18 protein-coding genes are annotated in these 17,575 nt (G+C 61.5%); all 18 read right to left on the reverse strand.

Going from position 1 to position 17,575, the window contains the following annotated elements; genetic code table 11:
* Positions 1-19 precede the first annotated feature (19 nt).
* The 18 genes from VLL26_RS03820 to mihF all read right to left on the reverse strand — a co-directional run bounded on the left by VLL26_RS03820 (position 20) and on the right by mihF (position 17,388).
* Complete coding sequence (locus VLL26_RS03820; protein ID WP_342319792.1) at positions 20-982, reverse strand: gluconeogenesis factor YvcK family protein; 963 nt, start codon at positions 980-982, stop codon at positions 20-22.
* Positions 983-999: 17 nt separating this feature from the next.
* Entirely contained in the window at positions 1,000-1,875 is an 876-nt protein-coding gene (rapZ, locus tag VLL26_RS03825) for an RNase adapter RapZ (protein ID WP_425292287.1), read from the reverse strand.
* Between the two features lie 10 nt (positions 1,876-1,885).
* Positions 1,886-3,940, reverse strand: a complete 2,055-nt coding sequence (gene uvrC, locus VLL26_RS03830; RefSeq protein ID WP_342319793.1) for an excinuclease ABC subunit UvrC — start codon at positions 3,938-3,940, stop codon at positions 1,886-1,888.
* Positions 3,941-3,947: 7 nt separating this feature from the next.
* Positions 3,948-4,505, reverse strand: a complete 558-nt coding sequence (locus VLL26_RS03835) for a PH domain-containing protein (protein WP_342319794.1) — start codon at positions 4,503-4,505, stop codon at positions 3,948-3,950.
* 58 nt (positions 4,506-4,563) lie between these two features.
* The gene (ribH, locus tag VLL26_RS03840) at positions 4,564-5,049 is read right to left on the reverse strand and encodes a 6,7-dimethyl-8-ribityllumazine synthase (protein WP_342319795.1); all 486 of its coding nucleotides are present in this window, start codon (positions 5,047-5,049) and stop codon (positions 4,564-4,566) included.
* Between the two features lie 21 nt (positions 5,050-5,070).
* Positions 5,071-6,315, reverse strand: coding sequence for a bifunctional 3,4-dihydroxy-2-butanone-4-phosphate synthase/GTP cyclohydrolase II (locus VLL26_RS03845; RefSeq protein ID WP_342319796.1), 1,245 nt, complete (start codon positions 6,313-6,315; stop codon positions 5,071-5,073).
* Between the two features lie 11 nt (positions 6,316-6,326).
* Positions 6,327-6,914, reverse strand: a complete 588-nt coding sequence (locus VLL26_RS03850; protein ID WP_342319797.1) for a riboflavin synthase — start codon at positions 6,912-6,914, stop codon at positions 6,327-6,329.
* Complete coding sequence (ribD, locus tag VLL26_RS03855) at positions 6,915-7,883, reverse strand: bifunctional diaminohydroxyphosphoribosylaminopyrimidine deaminase/5-amino-6-(5-phosphoribosylamino)uracil reductase RibD (RefSeq protein ID WP_342320144.1); 969 nt, start codon at positions 7,881-7,883, stop codon at positions 6,915-6,917.
* Positions 7,883-8,551 (reverse strand): ribulose-phosphate 3-epimerase, encoded by a 669-nt coding sequence (gene rpe, locus VLL26_RS03860; protein ID WP_342319798.1) that lies wholly within the window; start codon positions 8,549-8,551, stop codon positions 7,883-7,885. The genes ribD and rpe overlap by 1 nt, the downstream gene beginning before the upstream one ends.
* Positions 8,552-8,556: 5 nt before the next feature.
* Positions 8,557-9,990: an RsmB/NOP family class I SAM-dependent RNA methyltransferase gene (locus VLL26_RS03865; RefSeq protein ID WP_342319799.1), complete on the reverse strand. Its 1,434-nt coding sequence runs from the start codon at positions 9,988-9,990 to the stop codon at positions 8,557-8,559.
* Positions 9,987-10,919: a methionyl-tRNA formyltransferase gene (gene fmt, locus VLL26_RS03870; RefSeq protein ID WP_342319800.1), complete on the reverse strand. Its 933-nt coding sequence runs from the start codon at positions 10,917-10,919 to the stop codon at positions 9,987-9,989. The genes VLL26_RS03865 and fmt overlap by 4 nt, the downstream gene beginning before the upstream one ends.
* A 3-nt stretch (positions 10,920-10,922) precedes the next feature.
* Positions 10,923-11,423 (reverse strand): peptide deformylase, encoded by a 501-nt coding sequence (gene def / locus VLL26_RS03875; protein WP_342319801.1) that lies wholly within the window; start codon positions 11,421-11,423, stop codon positions 10,923-10,925.
* 41 nt (positions 11,424-11,464) lie between these two features.
* Positions 11,465-13,489, reverse strand: a complete 2,025-nt coding sequence (locus tag VLL26_RS03880) for a primosomal protein N' (protein WP_342319802.1) — start codon at positions 13,487-13,489, stop codon at positions 11,465-11,467.
* Between the two features lie 55 nt (positions 13,490-13,544).
* Entirely contained in the window at positions 13,545-14,765 is a 1,221-nt protein-coding gene (gene metK, locus VLL26_RS03885) for a methionine adenosyltransferase (RefSeq protein WP_342319803.1), read from the reverse strand.
* A gap of 54 nt (positions 14,766-14,819) precedes the next feature.
* Complete coding sequence (coaBC, locus tag VLL26_RS03890) at positions 14,820-16,049, reverse strand: bifunctional phosphopantothenoylcysteine decarboxylase/phosphopantothenate--cysteine ligase CoaBC (RefSeq protein ID WP_342319804.1); 1,230 nt, start codon at positions 16,047-16,049, stop codon at positions 14,820-14,822.
* A gap of 90 nt (positions 16,050-16,139) precedes the next feature.
* A complete protein-coding gene (gene rpoZ, locus VLL26_RS03895) occupies positions 16,140-16,391 on the reverse strand; it encodes a DNA-directed RNA polymerase subunit omega (protein WP_425292299.1) in 252 nt (83 codons plus the stop codon).
* 84 nt (positions 16,392-16,475) lie between these two features.
* On the reverse strand, positions 16,476-17,060 hold the full coding sequence (gmk, locus tag VLL26_RS03900; protein ID WP_342319806.1) for a guanylate kinase: 585 nt from the start codon (positions 17,058-17,060) through the stop codon (positions 16,476-16,478).
* A 4-nt stretch (positions 17,061-17,064) separates the two neighbouring features.
* Complete coding sequence (gene mihF / locus VLL26_RS03905; protein WP_342319807.1) at positions 17,065-17,388, reverse strand: integration host factor, actinobacterial type; 324 nt, start codon at positions 17,386-17,388, stop codon at positions 17,065-17,067.
* Positions 17,389-17,575 lie beyond the last annotated feature (187 nt).

A 17,575-nucleotide genomic window follows, 5' to 3' on the forward strand; every position in this document is an offset into this window, starting at 1 on the left:
TGTGCAGCGAATCGATAGTCTAGCGGGCGCGGTAAAGCTCAAGGAGGGCAGCCGCGAGCTTTTCCGGATCGTGCCTGTTCACCACACCATCCACGGGCTCAGCATGCACGTCCTGGTACGAAATTCTCGCACCGATGGACTCCGCGGCGCGCCGCAAATGTCGCCTCTCGCCCTCCGTCGGACTGATGTGGTTATCAGCTAAGAAGTAATCCACTTTCAACTCTGGTGCGTGCTGGGACAGCACATGGATGTGACGCTCGGTGGTAAACCCTTGCGTCTCCCCCGCCTCCGGCGACAGATTGAGCAAAACGACCACCATCGCGTCAGTCTCGTTGAGGGCTTTCACAACATCTCGCACACACAAGTGCGGAATCACCGAGGAAAACCAAGAACCTGGCCCGATGGTCACCACATCCGCATTGTGGATAGCGTCGATCACCAAAGGATTAACTGGCGGGTTCTCAGGGAGCAGGCGCACACGACGCACCGTGCCTGGGGTGGTAGCAACCGCGACCTGGCCGCGCACCGAGCGCAGCACCCGCGGATCGTCGTCAAGCCCGGCGACATCCGCCTCAATGTCGAGCGGCTGGTTGCACACTGGAAGAACCCGCCCGGATGAGCGTGTCCACTTCGAAATGATATCTAGGGCGCTTTGTATATCACCACATTCCTTCGTCAGGCCGACGATGAGGAAGTTGCCCAGCGCATGCCCAGCCATCGCGCCGTTGCCTCCGAAGCGGTGCTGCAAGGCAGTGCGCCACAATTGACCGTCCTCGTCGTCGCTGGCAAGCGCCGATAACGCCATGCGCAGATCCCCCGGTGGAATGATGTCCATTTCTCGACGCAGGCGACCGGAGGAACCGCCATCGTCGGCGACGGTGACAACGGCGTTGGTGTGGGTCGCACCCGCGAAACGGGTTGCCCGCAACGTCTGGTACAGCCCGTGGCCACCGCCCAAGCTCGAAAAGATCAAAGAATTCATCGGATAGTCCAGACCTGCTAGTCGCGCTCCAAATCCCTGTGCAGCACCCGAACGTCAATTGATTCGTCCTCGCGCAACCGGGCGGCAAGAGCTTCTGACACTGCGACGGAGCGGTGGTGGCCACCCGTGCACCCGATGCCCACAGTGATGAAGTCCTTGCCCTCGTGGCGGTAGCCGCCCAGCATGGAGCCGAACAGGTCAACCACTTTGTCAACGAACTCCGTTGCACCGGGCTGAGAAAGTACGTAATCGGCGACTGGCTTGTCGACGCCCCGGAAGTTCCTCAGCTCCGGAATCCAGTAGGGGTTCGGCAGAAAACGCACGTCCAAGATGATGTCTGCGTCATGCGGAGAGCCGTGTTTGAAACCGAAAGATTGCACGGTGACGTGCTGTTTGTCCACAGGTAGTTGCCCCACCGAGACTTCCACCGCGCGGCGCAGATCATGCACTGACAAGTTGGAGGTATCAATGATGACATCGGCGGCGGCGCGGATGCCTTCGAGTTCCTCCCGCTCGCGTTGAATACCCAGGCTCAACGTGTCGCCGTCTTGCAAGGGGTGGGTGCGGCGGACACTGTCGAAGCGGCGGATCAACACATCATCGCGCGCTTCCAAAAACAGCACGAAAGGCTCGTGGCCCATGTCGCGGATCTGTTTGACCGTTCCCAACAGTGAGCCGTTGAACATGCGGGCGCGCACATCAGAGACGATAGCGAGGTTGTCTACCGGGGAGCCGTCCTGTGCTGCCAGAGCGATCAGTTCGAGGATGAGCTGCGGGGGCAGGTTTTGGGAAACGAAGTAACCTTTGTCCTCAAAAACTTTCGCGGCGGTGGACAGCCCTCCCCCTGACATGCCTGTGATAATGACGGGACGGATGATGGAATCGCGCGACATGGCGCCCATCCTACCCACGCCGCAGGTGCTCGTGGATCGTCTCGGCGAGTTTCGGGCCAATTCCGTTGACCTGCTGGATTTCTTCGATGCTGGCCTCGCGGATCTTCGCCACGCTGCCGAAGTGTTTGACCAAGTCCGTGCGCCGCACCGCTCCGAGCCCCGGCACGCCATCGAGAGCTGAGGCGCGCATCCTTTTCGAACGTTGCTGGCGGTGGTAGTTAATAGCGAAGCGATGCGCCTCATCGCGCACCTGCTGGAGCAGATACATACCCTCGGAGTTGCGGGGCAAAATCAGCGGCTCGTCATCGTGCGCCACCCACACCTCCTCCAGGCGTTTGGCCAAACCGATGAGCGCCACATCGACGATACCTAGCTCGTCAAACACTGCCTGCGCCGCGTTGACTTGCGGCTTGCCACCGTCGACGATAAACAACTGCGGTGGGTAGGCGAAACGCCGTGCGCCTGTGGTTTCCACGTCTGGGTCGTCGTCGAAGACGTCTTCTTCCGGGGTAGACAGCTTGTCCTCGTTGTAGCGCCGAAAACGGCGGCGAGTGACCTCCGCGATGGAGCCAACGTCGTCAGATCGCCCGTCGCCGGCCGCCTCCTTGATCCGGTAGCGCCGATAGTCGCTGTTTTTTGGCAACCCGTCTTCAAAAACAACCAGAGAAGCCACCACGTCCGTGCCCTGAATGTGCGAAATGTCCGTGCACTCGATACGCAACGGTGCTTCCTCAAGTCCCAACGCGTCCTGAATGTCCTGAAGAGCCTGAGAACGGGCGGTAAGATCGCCGACGCGCTTGAGTTTATGCTGGTGCAAAGCGTCTTTTGCGTTTCGGCGCACCGTCTCCATCAAGGCCGCTTTATCTCCGCGCTGCGGCACACGCAGGCTCACCGGCCCGCCACGCAACTCGCTAAGCAGCTCAGTGACCTGGTCAAGCTCCTCGGGCAGGGTGTCGACGAGGATCTCGCGCGGCACCGGCATCGGCGGTGTCGCTGCTTGACGAGATTGCTGATCCACACCGCGTCTGCGGATCTTCTTGTCGAAAAGCTGACGATCTTCGTCTGCCTCCTGACGCACTCGCTCCACGGCGTCGGAGTAGTACTGGATGAGGAAATCCTGCATCAGGGTGGGGCGCGCAGGATCTTCGGTACCTTCGTCGAGCCGTTCCATACTGCCCGGCTCATCGCCCGACTTTTCCACAACCCAGCCACGCTGGGCACGGATGCGGCCGTCGCGGATAGTGAAAATTTGCACGGCTGCTTCTAATTCGTCTGTATAAAAGCCAATGACATCCGTGTCCGTGTCGGCGGCTAGCACCACAGTTTGGCGTTCCATGACTTTATCGAGGGCGACGAGGTCGTCGCGAAGCCGCGCCGCGCGCTCGAACTCAAGGTTTTCTGCGGCCTCGTTCATCCGCGACGTCAATTCCTTGACCACCATGTCGGTCCGCCCCGACATGAAGGCCAAAAACCCCTGGACAATCTCGTCGTAGTCGGCTTCGCTGACGCGGCCGACACACGGCGCAGAGCACTTGTCGATGTAGCCGAGCAAACAGGGCCGACCCAGCGCTTCGTGACGGTTAAAGACACCATTTGAGCAGGTGCGCACCGGGAACACACGGGTGAGAAGGTCAAGTGTCTCCCGCACAGCCCAAGCGTGCGAAAATGGCCCGAAGTAGCGTACCCCTTTGCGTCGGGGTCCACGGTAGAAGAAAGCGCGCGGGAAGCTCTCGCGAACGCTGACAGCAAGCATGGGGTATGTCTTGTCGTCTCGGTACATGACGTTGAACCAAGGGTCGAAACGCTTGATCCACGTGTACTCAAGCTGCAGCGCTTCGACCTCGGAGGCAACCACTGTCCACTCCACCGAGGAAGCGGTGTGAACCATTTGGCGTGTGCGTGGGTGAAGCTGCGCAGGCGGCTGGAAATAGTTTGCCAAGCGGGCACGCAAATTTTTCGCTTTACCAACGTAGAGCACTCGCCCACTTGGGTCACGAAACTTATACACCCCCGGCTCGGTCGGGATCGTTCCCGCCGCCGGCCGGTAACTTTGGGGATCTGCCACGTTGATCCTAGTCCTGCGGCATGTAGCGGGCCTCAAGGACGCGGAAGTCCTCGACGGCTTTCACGGCGCGTTCCTTGTCGCCGGATTGAATCGCCCACAAGGGTACGTACTCGAAGTCCGGCAACTCCAGGCGGGCCATGCGCGAGCCACGCGGGAAGGACAGGCCGTAAATGACAAGCCAGGGGTAAAACCGGGTGCCGATGATGTTGCGCACTTCCACCCCGTCCTCGTTGGCGCGCACGCGGGGGCGCGTTAGGGCGATCCACGACAAGATGCTGATGATCAGCCCCACACCGGGGAAGGCGAACTTATCCAAGGTGGTGATCGCCAGACCGGTAAAGCTCACGTCGAGCACCGCCGCCATAAAAATGTGCACTGCCATGACCACGAGTACCCAGATGAGCGCAACGCGGCTCAGAAAACGTGATGTAACGACCAGCTCCCAGGGTTTGGTGGAGACAACCGCGTGCGGGTCGGCGGCGTTGAGGTCCGCTAGCTCCCTGTCGCTTAGCCTCTTTCCCTTTGTCACGTCTTCCCTACTTCCTCCGCGCCAATCCGGTGCCATCTTTCGGATGATAGTAACCCCGTATCCCGGTCGGGGCACAATCGTGGCAAGAAGGCAATCATCCGCGCGGCGGGTGCACGGCAACCTTCTGCAATTCCGCAGCCGCCCCCAGTGCCGCCTCGACCGCCTCTGCGCCTTTGTCCTCCTTGGCGCCTTCACCTCCGGAACGTTCGAGTGCTTGATCCTCATCATCGACGGTAAGCACGCCGTTTCCCACGGGTGTGCGCTCGTCGAGTGCGACGCGGGTCAAACCTGCGGTGACGGAGTCGCAAACGTAGTCGAAGTGCGCGGTCTCCCCGCGGATGACGCAGCCGAGTGCGACCACCGCGTCGTAGCGCGAAGCGCAAGCTTGAACAACGACAGGAAGTTCAAGAGCACCCGCGACGAAGAACTCGTCGGCCTTGGCCCCCAGCATGCGGGCCTTCTCCATGGCGCGCTGATGCAGCCGTGAGACGATCTTTTCGTTCCAGCGGGTGGAGACGACCGCGACGGTCATCCCCTCAGCTTTGAAACGGTAATCTTCGGGGGCGCCGGTGGTGGCCATGGCTGTGGCTCCTTTTCGCGTTTAGGCTTGGTTTTCCCGCCAGTGTTCCACAGATGGCAGGTCGTGTCCCATGCGGTCCCGCTTGGTGCGCAGGTAGCGGATGTTGTGGTGCGAGGGTGCCATCTCAATGCGCACCCTGCCTTTGACCTCAGGGCCGTAACCGCGCAGCGCTTGGACCTTAGTCGGATTGTTGGACAGAAGTTGGAGGGATTCCAAACCTAAATCGGCGATGATCTGGCCGGCAACTGAATACTCGCGGGCGTCGACAGGCAAGCCCTGCTCCAAGTTGGCGTCGACAGTGTCGAGCCCACCGTCTTGCAGGTGATAGGCCTCGAGTTTGGCCAGCAAACCGATGCCGCGGCCTTCATGCCCACGGACGTAGATGATTACGCCGCGGCCGGCGGCTTGGACGCGGCGCATCGACTCGTGCAGTTGGGGGCCGCAATCGCAGCGCAGCGAGCCGAAAACATCGCCGGTGAGGCACTCGGAGTGAACCCTGACCAACACGTCCTCACCGTCCGCGATGTCGCCGCAGACTAAGGCAATATGTTCGGTGCCGTCGACGTGGTTGCGGTAGCCGTAGGCATCGAAGTCGCCGAACTCGGTGGGCATACGCGCGATCGTGGTGCGTTCTACGAAGTGCTCAGTGTGGCGGCGATAGGAAATGAGCTGTTCAATCGAGATCATCTTGAGCCCGTGGGTGTTAGCAAAGCGGCGCAGTTCCGGCCCGCGAGCCATGTCGGTGGGATTGTCCTCAGAGACAATCTCACAAAGCACACCCACTGGTTGCAGGCCAGCCAGACGGCTGAGGTCGACAGCGGCTTCCGTGTGTCCGTCGCGGGTGAGCACTCCGCCTTTGCGGGCGCGCAGCGGCACAATGTGGCCCGGGCGGGTGAAGTCTTCGGGGCCACGGGAGGAATCAGCAAGCCTCGTGATCGTCTCGCTGCGTGAGCGCGCCGAGATGCCGGTGGTTCCATCAGCCGCATCAACAGTGACGGTGTAGGCGGTTTGGCGGGCGTCTTGGTTCTGCGCCACCATGCGAGGAAGATTCAACTCGTCGGCGCGCTCGTCTTCCATCGACACGCAAATGTAGCCGGAGGTGTAGCGCACCATGAAGGCAACAAGTTGTGGTGTCGCCAGCTCCGCGGCGAAAATCAGATCGCCCTCGTTTTCCCGGTTTTCGCTGTCGACAACAACGACGGCTTCGCCGCGTGCTACCGCCGCGATTGCATCTTCTACCGGGTCCAGGGAAATCGGCTCTGTCATGGATCTAGACCTTAGTCCCCGAGCATTTTCTCAACGTATTTGGCCACGATGTCGACCTCAAGGTTGACCTGGGCGCCCTGGTGAAGCTCACCTGCGGTCGTGGCATCTAAGGTCGTCGGGATGACAGAGACTTCAAAATAGTCCTGCCCAACCGCCGAGACAGTCAACGACGTGCCGTTGACGGTAATGGAGCCTTTCTCCACTACGTACTTGGCGATGGCGGCGGGCAGGCTAAAGCGCAGCACATCCCAGTGCGCGGAACTGGTCCGGCTGACAAGCTGGGAGACTCCGTCGACGTGGCCTTGGACGATGTGGCCACCGAAGCGGGAGCCAACAGCGAGGGCGCGCTCAAGGTTGACGCGCGTGCCCACCTCGTAGTTGCCGATGCCCGAGCGGTTAAGAGTCTCTTGCATGACGTCGGCGGTAAACACGTCGTTTGCAATATCCACCACCGTCAGGCACACCCCGTCGACCGAGATGGAGTCTCCCGCCGTGGCATCGGCGGTGACCTTCGGTGCATGTACGGCGATGCGGACTGCTTGGTCGAGTTTTTCCAGCGACTCGACGCGGCCGATTTCTTCGACCAATCCTGTAAACATCTATCGCTCCATTTCTATAAGTATGTCGTTGCCCAGTTGGGTGACTTGTGACGTCCGGAAGCGGGTGGCGTCAGCCAACGTTGGCGTCAGCGCCTGTTCGACTACCGCGCGTCCCCCACCCAGAATCATCGGGGCGAGGTAGGCCTGCACGCGGTCTACCACATTTAGTTTGAAAAAGCTCCCTAGAAGACTCGCGCCACCTTCGACGAGGACGTCTCTTGCCCCGGTTTCCCACAGTGCGCGCATCGCTTCTTCGGGCGTTTCGTATTGCTCGAAGCCTAGTCGCGTGAGGTTTCCTTCCGGCACGCGCCGCTTGCCGACGACCACCCGCCTCGGCTGCCGGGCCCGGAGCGTCCCGTCCGTGTTACGCGCGGTCAATGAAGGGTTGTCTGAGATTGCTGTACCTGTGCCGATAATGATTGCATCGCGCTTTTCGCGGTCGGCGTGTACGTGTTCGCGGGCCGTCGGCCCGGTGATCCATTGGCTCGTGCCGTCAGGAGCGGCGGTGAAACCGTCAACGGTGGCGGCGAATTTGGCCGTAACCGAGACCCTTGCGTGGCGCAGGCTGGTCAGCCAGGGCTGTAAGGCGCAAACCTCGGTGGGCACATGGATGACCTCCACTCCGCGGCCACGCAAGTAATCGGCTCCGCCGGACGCGGCGGGGTTGGGGTCGGCGGTGAGGTAGACCACCCGTGCGATTCCCGCGGCGGCAAGCGCATGCGAGCAGGGTCCGGTGCGGCCGGTGTGATTGCACGGCTCGAGGGTGACGACGGCTGTGGCGTGGCGAGCTTTGTCGCCTGCTTGGCGCAGTGCGTTGATTTCGGCGTGGGCGCCGCCGACCGGGGAGGTACCTGCCACCGCAATGACGTTTCCGTCAGCGGAGACAATGGCGCAGCCGACCGGCGGGTTCGGTGAGGTCGTGCCGCGCACTTTTTCGCCTGCGGCAAGCGCTTCTTGAAGGCCCTTCATCACGTTTCGCTGGCCTGGGCTGCTGCGGCGAGTCGGCGCAGCTTATCGACAGCTTCCGCTGGGTTATCCGCCCCGAAAACCGCGGAACCGGCGACGAAGGCGTCGACGCCTGCCTCTGCGGCCTGGGCAATGGTCTCGTTGCCGATGCCGCCGTCAATACCAATGATTGTGTTGAGTCCGCGCTCGGCGATGTGGTCACGCAGCGTCATCACTTTGCCAAGCACCTCAGGCATGAACTTTTGCCCGCCGAAGCCGGGTTCGACGCTCATAATCATCACCTGGTCGAATAGATCGAGGTTGTCTAGGTAAGGCTCGATGGGTGTGCCAGGTTTGATGGCGAAGCCGGTTTGGGCGCCAAGCTGTTTGACCTGCTGCGCCGCCGCGACGTGGTCTTTGACGGCCTCGACGTGGAAGATGAGACGGTCGCCGCCGGCGCGAATGTAGGTTTCAAACCAGCGCTCAGGTTCCTCAATCATCAAATGCATGTCGAAAAACTGCCCGGAGACACCTTTGACGGCCTTGGTCACATCCGGGCCGAAGGAGAGGTTGGGAACGAAGTGACCATCCATGATGTCCACATGAATCAGGTCAGCGTTGGCCACTTTGCGCACGTCGTTGCCCAAGTTGGCGTAGTCAGCCGCGAGGATGGAAGGGGCGATGTAGATCATGTTCTCTACCCTAGCTTTCTCAGCACCGCGAAAAACATCGCGTCGGTTCCGTGGCGATGCGGCCACATCTGCACGCTCGGACCTTCACCCACATTGTCCATTTCTCCCACGAGGCCACGTGCGTCGAGCTCTGCGACCTCACCGGCGGCAAGCGCCTTGTCGACAATCCCGCGCGTTTCCCGCAGATCCGGCGAACACGTCGAGTAAACCACCACACCACCCGGGCGGGTGAGCTTGATGGCGGAAGCAAGCAACTCCTCTTGCAAGTCGTTGAGCTGCGCGATGTCGGATTCCGATTTGGTCCAGCGTGCCTCCGGGCGACGGCGCAAAGCACCGAGGCCGGAACAGGGGGCGTCGACAAGCACGCGATCAAAGCCTTCGTCAAGGCCCGGGTTGCGGCCGTCGGCGGTGTGCACAGTCACCGGCAGACCGTTGACTGCTTTGCGAACCAACTCAGCGCGGTGATCGCTGATCTCAACGGCGTCCACATGCGCGCCATCAATGCCGGCCAAAGCACCCAAAAGCGCGGCCTTGCCGCCGGGTCCGGCGCACAGATCCAACCAGCGGCCACGATCACCTTCAACCTCAACCTCAGCGAGTGCCCACGCGATGAGCTGGGAGCCCTCGTCCTGCACCGCCGCAAGACCCTCGCGCACCGGCTCCAACTCGCCCGGATCGCCCTCGGGCAGGTACACAGCGTACGGCGAAAAGGTGCCCTCCTCGCCGCCGGTGACGGCAGCGAGCTCCGCTGCTGTCATCTCCCCGGGCCGCGCCACAAGATGCACGATCGGGCGTTGGCTATCCGCCGCTAGGGCCAAGTCCAACTCCTCGCTTCCGAGCGTGGCTGCAAAGGAACGCGCAATCCATTCGGGATGCGCGGTGGTAAAAGCGCGCCTGGCCAACTCTCCTTCCGGGGCAAGCTTGTCAATCCACTGTTTAGTGGGGGTGCGCGAGATTGTGCGCAAAATGGCGTTGGCGAAGCCTTTCGCCTGCCCCTGCCCGGCTGCCTCGACGAGACGCACGGACGTATCGACCGCCGCGTGCGGTTCCACTCGTGTGTAAAGCAACTGGTAGGCGCCCACGCGCAGCGCCGCCAAGACCTCAGGGGAGATGTCATCTAGTGGGCGCGAGGAGGACTCGGAGATGACCGCGTCAATTACCCCAAGTGCGCGCAACGCCCCGTAAGTCAACTCGGTGGCGAAGGCGGCGTCGCGGCCGGTGATCTTCCTGTCGCGCAAAAGCCTCGGCAGCGTCAAGTTCGCGTAGGCGCCGTCGACAGCGACGCGCAGCACTACCTCCCAAGCTGCCTCGCGCGCCGGGTCACCGATACTGACCGGCGCGATCTTATGATCTTGGCGCGGTTTGGCCCCCTTTTCGGTGCGGGGGTTCGCCTTTGCTTGACGACGCCCTGTCGACCGCGACCGGAATCCACCACTCATTCAAAGACCACTCCCTCATCCACTACATCTGCGGCCAAACCTCGCACCCATGCGTTGGCCTCCATCATCTTCTTTCCCGGCGGCTGGATCAATCCGAGCACGACATCGAAAGACCCTGTGCCCACAACCACCGAGCTTCTGCCAACCTGTACGTGTCCCGGTTGCAACTGCTTAGTGTCGGTGGTGGTTACGGGGCCGACCTTGATACGTGCGTCTTGCCATGTTGTCCATGCCCCAGGTCCGGGAGTGTAGGCACGGATGAGCCGGTCGACCTCCTTTGCGGGTTTAGCCCAGTCCACTCGCGCATCTGCGGTGGCAAGCTTCGGGGCGTAGGTGCCTTTTTCCGGCTGCGGAGTCGCAACGGCCGTGCCGTTATCCAACGCGGTCATAGTCTCCACCAGCAAATCCGCTCCGCGGTAGGCGAGGCGAGTGAGTAGATCGTCGGCGGTGTCGCTTCGCCGAATCTCCTCCTCCTTTATCGCCAAAATGTCACCGGTATCGAGTCCTTCGTTGATGCGAAAGACTGTCACGCCGGTTTTTTCGTCACCATTGCGGATCGCTGCTTGGACCGGGGCCGCTCCGCGCCAGGCGGGCAGCTTTGAAAAGTGCAAATTGACCCAGCCGTGCGGGGCGATATCCAGCATGTCTTGCGGAATCAGGTTGCCGTAGGCAACAACGGGGATCGCATCTGGGGCGAGCTGGGTAAGCCTTGCCCGGATCGCTTCGTTGTCGCGCAGAGTTTCCGGCGTGAGCACCTCAATCCCCTGCTCACGCGCCAAGGCTTTGACCGGCGAGGCGTGCAGGCTGCGACCCCGGCCGCGGCGCGCATCGGGTCGTGTCAGCACCGCGACGACCTCATGCTCCGAGTCAATCAATTTTTGCAAAGCCACCACCGCTGGTTCAGGGGTTCCGGCAAACACCAGGCGCATAACTTATTTTTCCTTCCACCAATCAGCGGCGCGAATCTTCGCCATTGCTTCCTTGCGCACATCCGATTCCATCCGGCGCATAAACATGATTCCGTCCAGATGGTCGACCTCATGTTGGATACAGCGGGCCAACAAGCCGCTTCCGCGGATGGCAAGCGGCCTGCCCAATGCATCCCAACCCGTACACACTACGTCGTTGTGGCGGGTCACCGGGCCCCTCACACCAGGCACCGACAGACACCCTTCGATCCCTGTCTGCAGCTGCTCCCCACGAGCATGCCACACCGGGTTGATCACATGTCCCCGAAGGTTGTGGCAATCAAAGACGAAGACGCGCAACGCAAACCCGATCTGGTTAGCTGCCAGGCCGACGCCGCCAGCTTCATCCATCGTGTCCAGCATGTCGTCGACGAGGCGCTGCAGCGACTTACCAAAGTCCTTGACAGGGCTTGCCGCGGTAGAAAGAACCGGGTCGCCGAACATTTTCACTTCGCGCACTGCCATGGGTATGAAGTCTACTTGCCCGCCCAAGCCCGCAGCGGGCGCTATCCAATGTCGACGGGATCCACCTGAATACGAAGCGGCAAGTCCTGTTTGCGCGTCGCCCGGTTGACCATGCCGATCCGCAACGCACGACCCAACTCCGCACGCCGTGCCAAGGGGCTTCGCACCAGCATCCGCTGCGCGTGACCATAGGTGGGCCTGTCCCACTCCCCCGGCACATCAACACCGGCCGGCATGTCCACGGGCCCAAGTTTCTCGGCGTGTTCGGGCAACTGTGTGTGGGCGAAGAAATCCTCCAGCGCGGCGCGGGGCCCATCAACGACCGCGACGTGTACCGCCGGCGGAAAGCGGGCCTCGCGGCGCTGCTCCAACTCAAGGGCAGCGTGCCCCACCACATCCCACCGAATCAAATGCTGCACCGGGGCAAGAGCCGGGTCAGCAACCACAATGACTTCACCGCCGTCGCCGCGTTTTTCCACGAGAGTCGCCGCCGCACACCACTTTTCAAAGGCATCTTCTACCGCCCGCAAATCAGGCCGCGCAAGCAGCGCCCACGTGTCCAACAACACGGCCGCACCGTAGCCGCCCTCAGCCACCCGAGGCTCCGCACCCGGAGTTGCCACAACGATCATCGCCTCGCGCGGCACAGAGTCGAGGATGCGCTCTCCCCACGAGGTGCGCACCTTCGTACGTGGAAAGGCGCGCCCCAGCTCCTCTGCGGTGCGTTCAGTGCCGAGCACCACGGCGCGCAGCCGGCGCGAACCGCACACCGGGCACACGTGCGCGGGATCGACACGCCCGCACCAGCCGCACGAAGGTGCGGCTGCCTCGCCGCCGTGAGGAAGACTCAACGGACCGTTGCACCAGCGGCAGCGGGCAGGGGTGCGGCACTGCCCGCAGGCAAGCGAACGCACATACCCAGTTCGCGGGACCTGGAACAGCACCGGGGCACCCCGCCTGAGAGCTTGAGTGGCCACCTGAAAAGCCACCGAAGGCAAACGCGCCTGACCTGCCCGCGGGTCGCGTTCCAACGCGAAAGCGGAATCTCCGGCGGCGCGAATCAACGGCCCCCGAACACGTAACACCTCCCGCGGCGCCACGAGTTCGTGCATCCACCCGGATTCCACCAGGAGCTGCACCTCCGCGGTGCGCGAGTGAGCGCCAATGAGAAGTGAAACCTTTTCCAACGCGCAACGAGTAGTCATCACTTCGCGCGCATGAACATAAGGGGCACGGGGGTCGACGAGGTTATCGTCGCCGTCGTGAAGCAACACCATCAACTTTAAATTCTGCACCGGCGCGAAAGCCGCTGAGCGTGTGCCAACGACAAGTCGTCCCTGCCCACACAGAATTGACAGGTAGCGAGAATAACGCGCCTGCGGACCCTGCGCGGAAGTCAGGACCGTAATTTGGCGTGGGCCCACCACCTCACGCAGTGCCTGCTCGCAGGCGTCCACGTCACGTTGATCTGGCACAACTATTAAAGCGCCGCCACCATCGATAGCGACCTTCGCCGCTAAAGCCGCCACCGCACCTGCCCACCTTTCCCCCGGGGCGATCTGCCACGCGGCGCGAGCCAACTTCCCAGCCACCACAGCATCAACAAAGGACTGCCCGAACTCGTAGCCCGTCCACGCAGACAAATCAGGCTCTGTTGCCTGCCCTAAACTCTCCCACGGGCTCGAACGATCCGTTTCCTCCGCCTTCACGTGACGCGCCGGGATCGCGCTGCGGTAGATGTCGCTGCGGATACCGGCGTAGCGCTGAGCGAGGGCGTCGACAAGCGAACGCACATTCTCCGGCGCCACGACGGCCGGACTAATCACACGCTCAATGAAGCGCAGCGTGCCCTCGTGCTCGGAGGTCGACTCGCGGGAAGTAACGATGGCGTCAACGAGCCGACCACCAAAGCGGATGCGTACCCTGACCCCCGGCTGCGCTGCCTCAGAATCCTTCTGCGTGACCAGATAGTCGAACTCACGGTCAAGGTGAGCGAGGCCCAAAAGGGGAAGCAGGCGCGCGACGGGCAGCTCAGCCGCAGGCTCCGCCCCAGACGAACTCGACATGGCACCACATTGTATCCCCACGGTCATCTGCCGAACCCGACCACGACGCTAGGGCCTATGCCAAACCGGCGGCCTCGCGCAGCTTGTCTACGCGATCAAGCCTCTCCCAGGGCAAATCAAGGTCGGTGCGGCCAAAGTGACCATAAGCAGCAGTGGGCCCGTAGATCGGTCGCAGCAAGTCAAGCTCGTCGATGATCGCGGCTGGACGCAAATCAAAGACCTTTTCTACCGCCTGCTGAATCGCCTCATCGGAAAGTCCCTCGGCTGCGGTGCCGAACGTCTCCACATACAACCCGACCGGTGTGGCGCGCCCGATTGCATAGGCAACCTGAATTTCCACCCGCTGCGCCAACCCGGCGGCCACGACGTTTTTCGCCACCCACCGCATTGCGTAGGCGCCGGAGCGGTCCACCTTCGATGGATCCTTGCCCGAAAAAGCGCCACCGCCATGGCGGGCCATGCCACCGTACGTGTCCACGATGATCTTGCGGCCCGTCAGTCCGGCATCCCCCATCGGGCCACCAACAGTAAAAGAACCGGAGGGGTTGACCAAAAGCTTCGTCTCTGCGTCGCAGTAGCGGCCCAGATCTGCGTTCTCGATGACCCAGTCCACCACATGCTTCCTGATGGCATCTTCTAGCTCCCGCCCCGTGAACTCCTCCACGTGCTGCGTAGAGATGACGATAGTGTCGATGCGCACTGGGACATCACCCTCGTAGGCGAAGGTGACCTGGGTTTTGCCGTCGGGACGCAACTGCGGCAAAATCTCCTCCTTGCGAACCTGAGTCAAACGGCGCGCGAGGCGGTGCGCGGTAGCAATCGGCAACGGCATGTACTCGGGGGTTTCGTTGGTGGCATAACCGAACATCAGACCCTGGTCGCCCGCGCCCGCCAAGTCGTTTTCCTCGGTGGAGCCGTCCTCGCGGTGCTCTTGGGAGACGTCGACGCCTTTCGCAATTTCCTCCGATTGTTCGCCTATCGCGACGTTGACTCCGCAGGAGCGGCCGTCGAATCCGACAAAGGAGGAGGTAAAACCGATATCGAGAAGTTTGTTGCGCACGATCGCAGAAATGTTGGAGTACGCGGTGGTGGAGACTTCTCCGACGACGTGGACCTGGCCGGTGGTCACGAGTGTTTCCACCGCGACGCGAGCATGCTTGTCCTGGCGGAGAATGTCATCAAGGATCGCGTCGGAGATGGCGTCGCAAATCTTGTCCGGGTGTCCCTCGGTGACGGATTCGCTTGTAAACAAACGGTGGTAGTTCGAGGTTGTCAAGAGTTTTCCTTATGGACGGGCAGCAAGTATCAACACAACAATAGACCAAGCGGTCTAATTTGCAAACCGTTCAGTCCACTTCTCCATTGCCTCCCACATCTGCACCGCGATGACATGCTTCGTGCCATCCGCGATCTCGTTGACGGAACCGTCGCTAGCCACCAACCACCCCCGGTTACGCTCCTCACCGAATACCTTCCCGCCCGCAACGTCATTAACCATCAACATATCCGCACCCTTGCGCGCCAACTTCGCCTTGCCATACTCGAGCGCGTTGTCAGTCTCCGCCGCGAAACCCACAATCAGCGCGTCAATCTCCCCCGCCTCGCGCCTGTCAACCAAGAGGCGCAAAACATCCGGGTTCTCCGTCAAATGGATGGTAGACAAAGCGCCGTCCGCCTCCCCCTTCTTCAACTTCGAGCTTGCCTCTGCCGCGGGGCGAAAATCAGCCACCGCCGCGGCCATGATGACCACATCAGCCCCGACAGCTCGCGTAAGCATCTCCGCTTCGAGTTCGCGTGTCGAGCGCACACGCACCACCTCCACCCCGGCCGGGGTGTCCAACGACTCAGTATTCGCTGCCACCACAGTAACCGTCGCCCCTTTGTGTGCAGCGATATCCGCCAAGGCAAATCCCTGCCGGCCGGAGGAGCGGTTGCCAATGTAGCGCACTGGGTCGATGTTTTCTTGGGTTCCTCCCGCACTGATGAGAACCCGCTTGCCCTCAAGCGTGCGCTCGATAGGCCCGGTCTGCGCCACCGTGCGCGCCAGCTCCGCGATCGCACCCGGTTCAAGCAACCGGCCGGGACCAGTATCAACACCCGTTAAACGACCGTGCGCCGGTTCGAGCACCGTCATGCCACGCTTGCGCAAAGTAGCCACGTTGGCGCGAGTGGCGGAATTGAGCCACATCTCGGTGTGCATCGCCGGTGCTATCACGATCGGACACGTCGCCACGAGAATGGATGAGGTCAGCAAATCATCTGCACGCCCGGCAGCAATACGGGCAATCAGGTCGGCGGTGGCCGGGGCGATGACTATTAACTCAGCCTCCTGCCCCACCCGCACATGCTGCACTTCGTCGACGCGGGTGAAAACCCCAGTATCTACCGGATGGCCAGACAGGGCCTCGAACGTGGCCGCGCCAACGAAGTTCAACGCATTTTCCGTCGGCACTACCCTGACATCATCGCCGCGCTCCTTGAAGTCACGAACAAGATGGCATGCCTTGTAGGCGGCGATACCGCCAGCGACACCGACGACAACTTTCCTGGCTTCGTTCATGTCTGCCTAGTCTATCTACGAAGCTTCTCAACGCCGAAGGCGCGCCAACCCACATGGGGCGGCGCGCCTGCAGCGAAAAATATCGAGGCCCTAGCCTTCCTCGTGCTCGAGAAGGCCCGCCTGAATCTCACGCAAAGCGATGGACAACGGTTTTTCGCCCACCTCCGGCGTGACCAAAGGTCCGATGAACTCGAAGACGCCCTCGTCATGCTCCTGGTAGAAGCTGTTGATCTGACGGGCCCGCTTCGCCGCGAAGATCACCAAGGCGTACTTCGAAGACACCTTGGTGAGAAGTTCGTCGATCGGCGGAGCAGTAATGCCTTCGGGCGTGTCGTAGACCATCTCGTCGGTGGCCTGTTCGTTCGACAGGTCGTTGGATACGTTGCTCACTTGCACCTACTGTTTCTGCGGCTTGTTTTCAAAGGGCTAATTCTCGGCGTCTGCGTTTAACAGAATACCGGCAATGGTTGCGACGGTTTCATCAACGTCCTCATTGATCACAACGTCGTCGAATTCGTGCTGGGCTGCCAGCTCCGCCCGAGCTGTCTCCAGCCTCCGCTGGATTACTTCCTCAGGCTCAGTGCCCCTACCAGTTAACCGGCCAACCAGCACCTCCCACGAAGGGGGAGCAAGAAAAACCGTCAAAGCCTCTGGCATGAGCGCCTTAATGTTGCGGGCACCCACCAAATCGACCTCTACTAAAACGGGACGGCCGGCGTCCATCGCCTCCCGCACCGGTTGCGCCGGCGTACCGGAGCGTTGCAGGCCGCCGTGAATGTCGGCCCATTCAAGCATCTCCCCCGCGTCAATACGCTCTTGAAAGGCTTCCGGGGTGACGAAGAAGTAGTCCTGGCCATCCACTTCCCCGGGCCGCGGCTGACGGGTAGTCATCGACACGGAGAAGTAGAGGTCGGGGACGTCATTGCACAGACGGTGGACGATAGTCGATTTACCGACAGCGGAAGGGCCAGCAAGAACAACCAGCCTCCCCCGCGACGTCACCTCTGCCACCGGATTAGTCCTCGTTGAAACCGAAGCGCTCCAGCAAGGCGCGGCGCTGACGCTCACCGAGGCCACGCAGACGGCGGGTCTGGGCGATCTCCAGCTCATCCATGATCTCGCGGGCCTTGACCTTGCCCACCTTCGGCATCGCTTCGAGGAGAGCGGAAACCTTGGTCTTGCCGATGATCTCGTCGGACTCGGCCTTGTCGAGAACGTCCTTCAAGGTGGTGTCCCCACGCTTGAGGGAAGCCTTCAGCTCGGCACGCTGCTTGCGAGCCTCTGCTGCCTTTGCAAGTGCTTCCTTGCGTTGCTCATCGGTCAGCTGTGGAAGGGCCACGATTCCTCCATTGGGTAGTAGTTAAGTTCAGCGGCCAGAGACCCGGCCGGAGTTTTTGCAATTTGCACCGGGATTCACGCGGAGGTGAATCCCATTGTTGAAACTTGCCAACTCCGGCCAAGTGTAGCACTGGACAGTTGTAGTTAGGGTACTCCGGTGCCGTGTTTGAGCACGTCACCGCGTTGCC

Source organism: Corynebacterium sp. BD556 (assembly GCF_038452275.1).
In the GTDB taxonomy this organism is placed as follows: Bacteria; Actinomycetota; Actinomycetes; order Mycobacteriales; family Mycobacteriaceae; genus Corynebacterium; species Corynebacterium mayonis.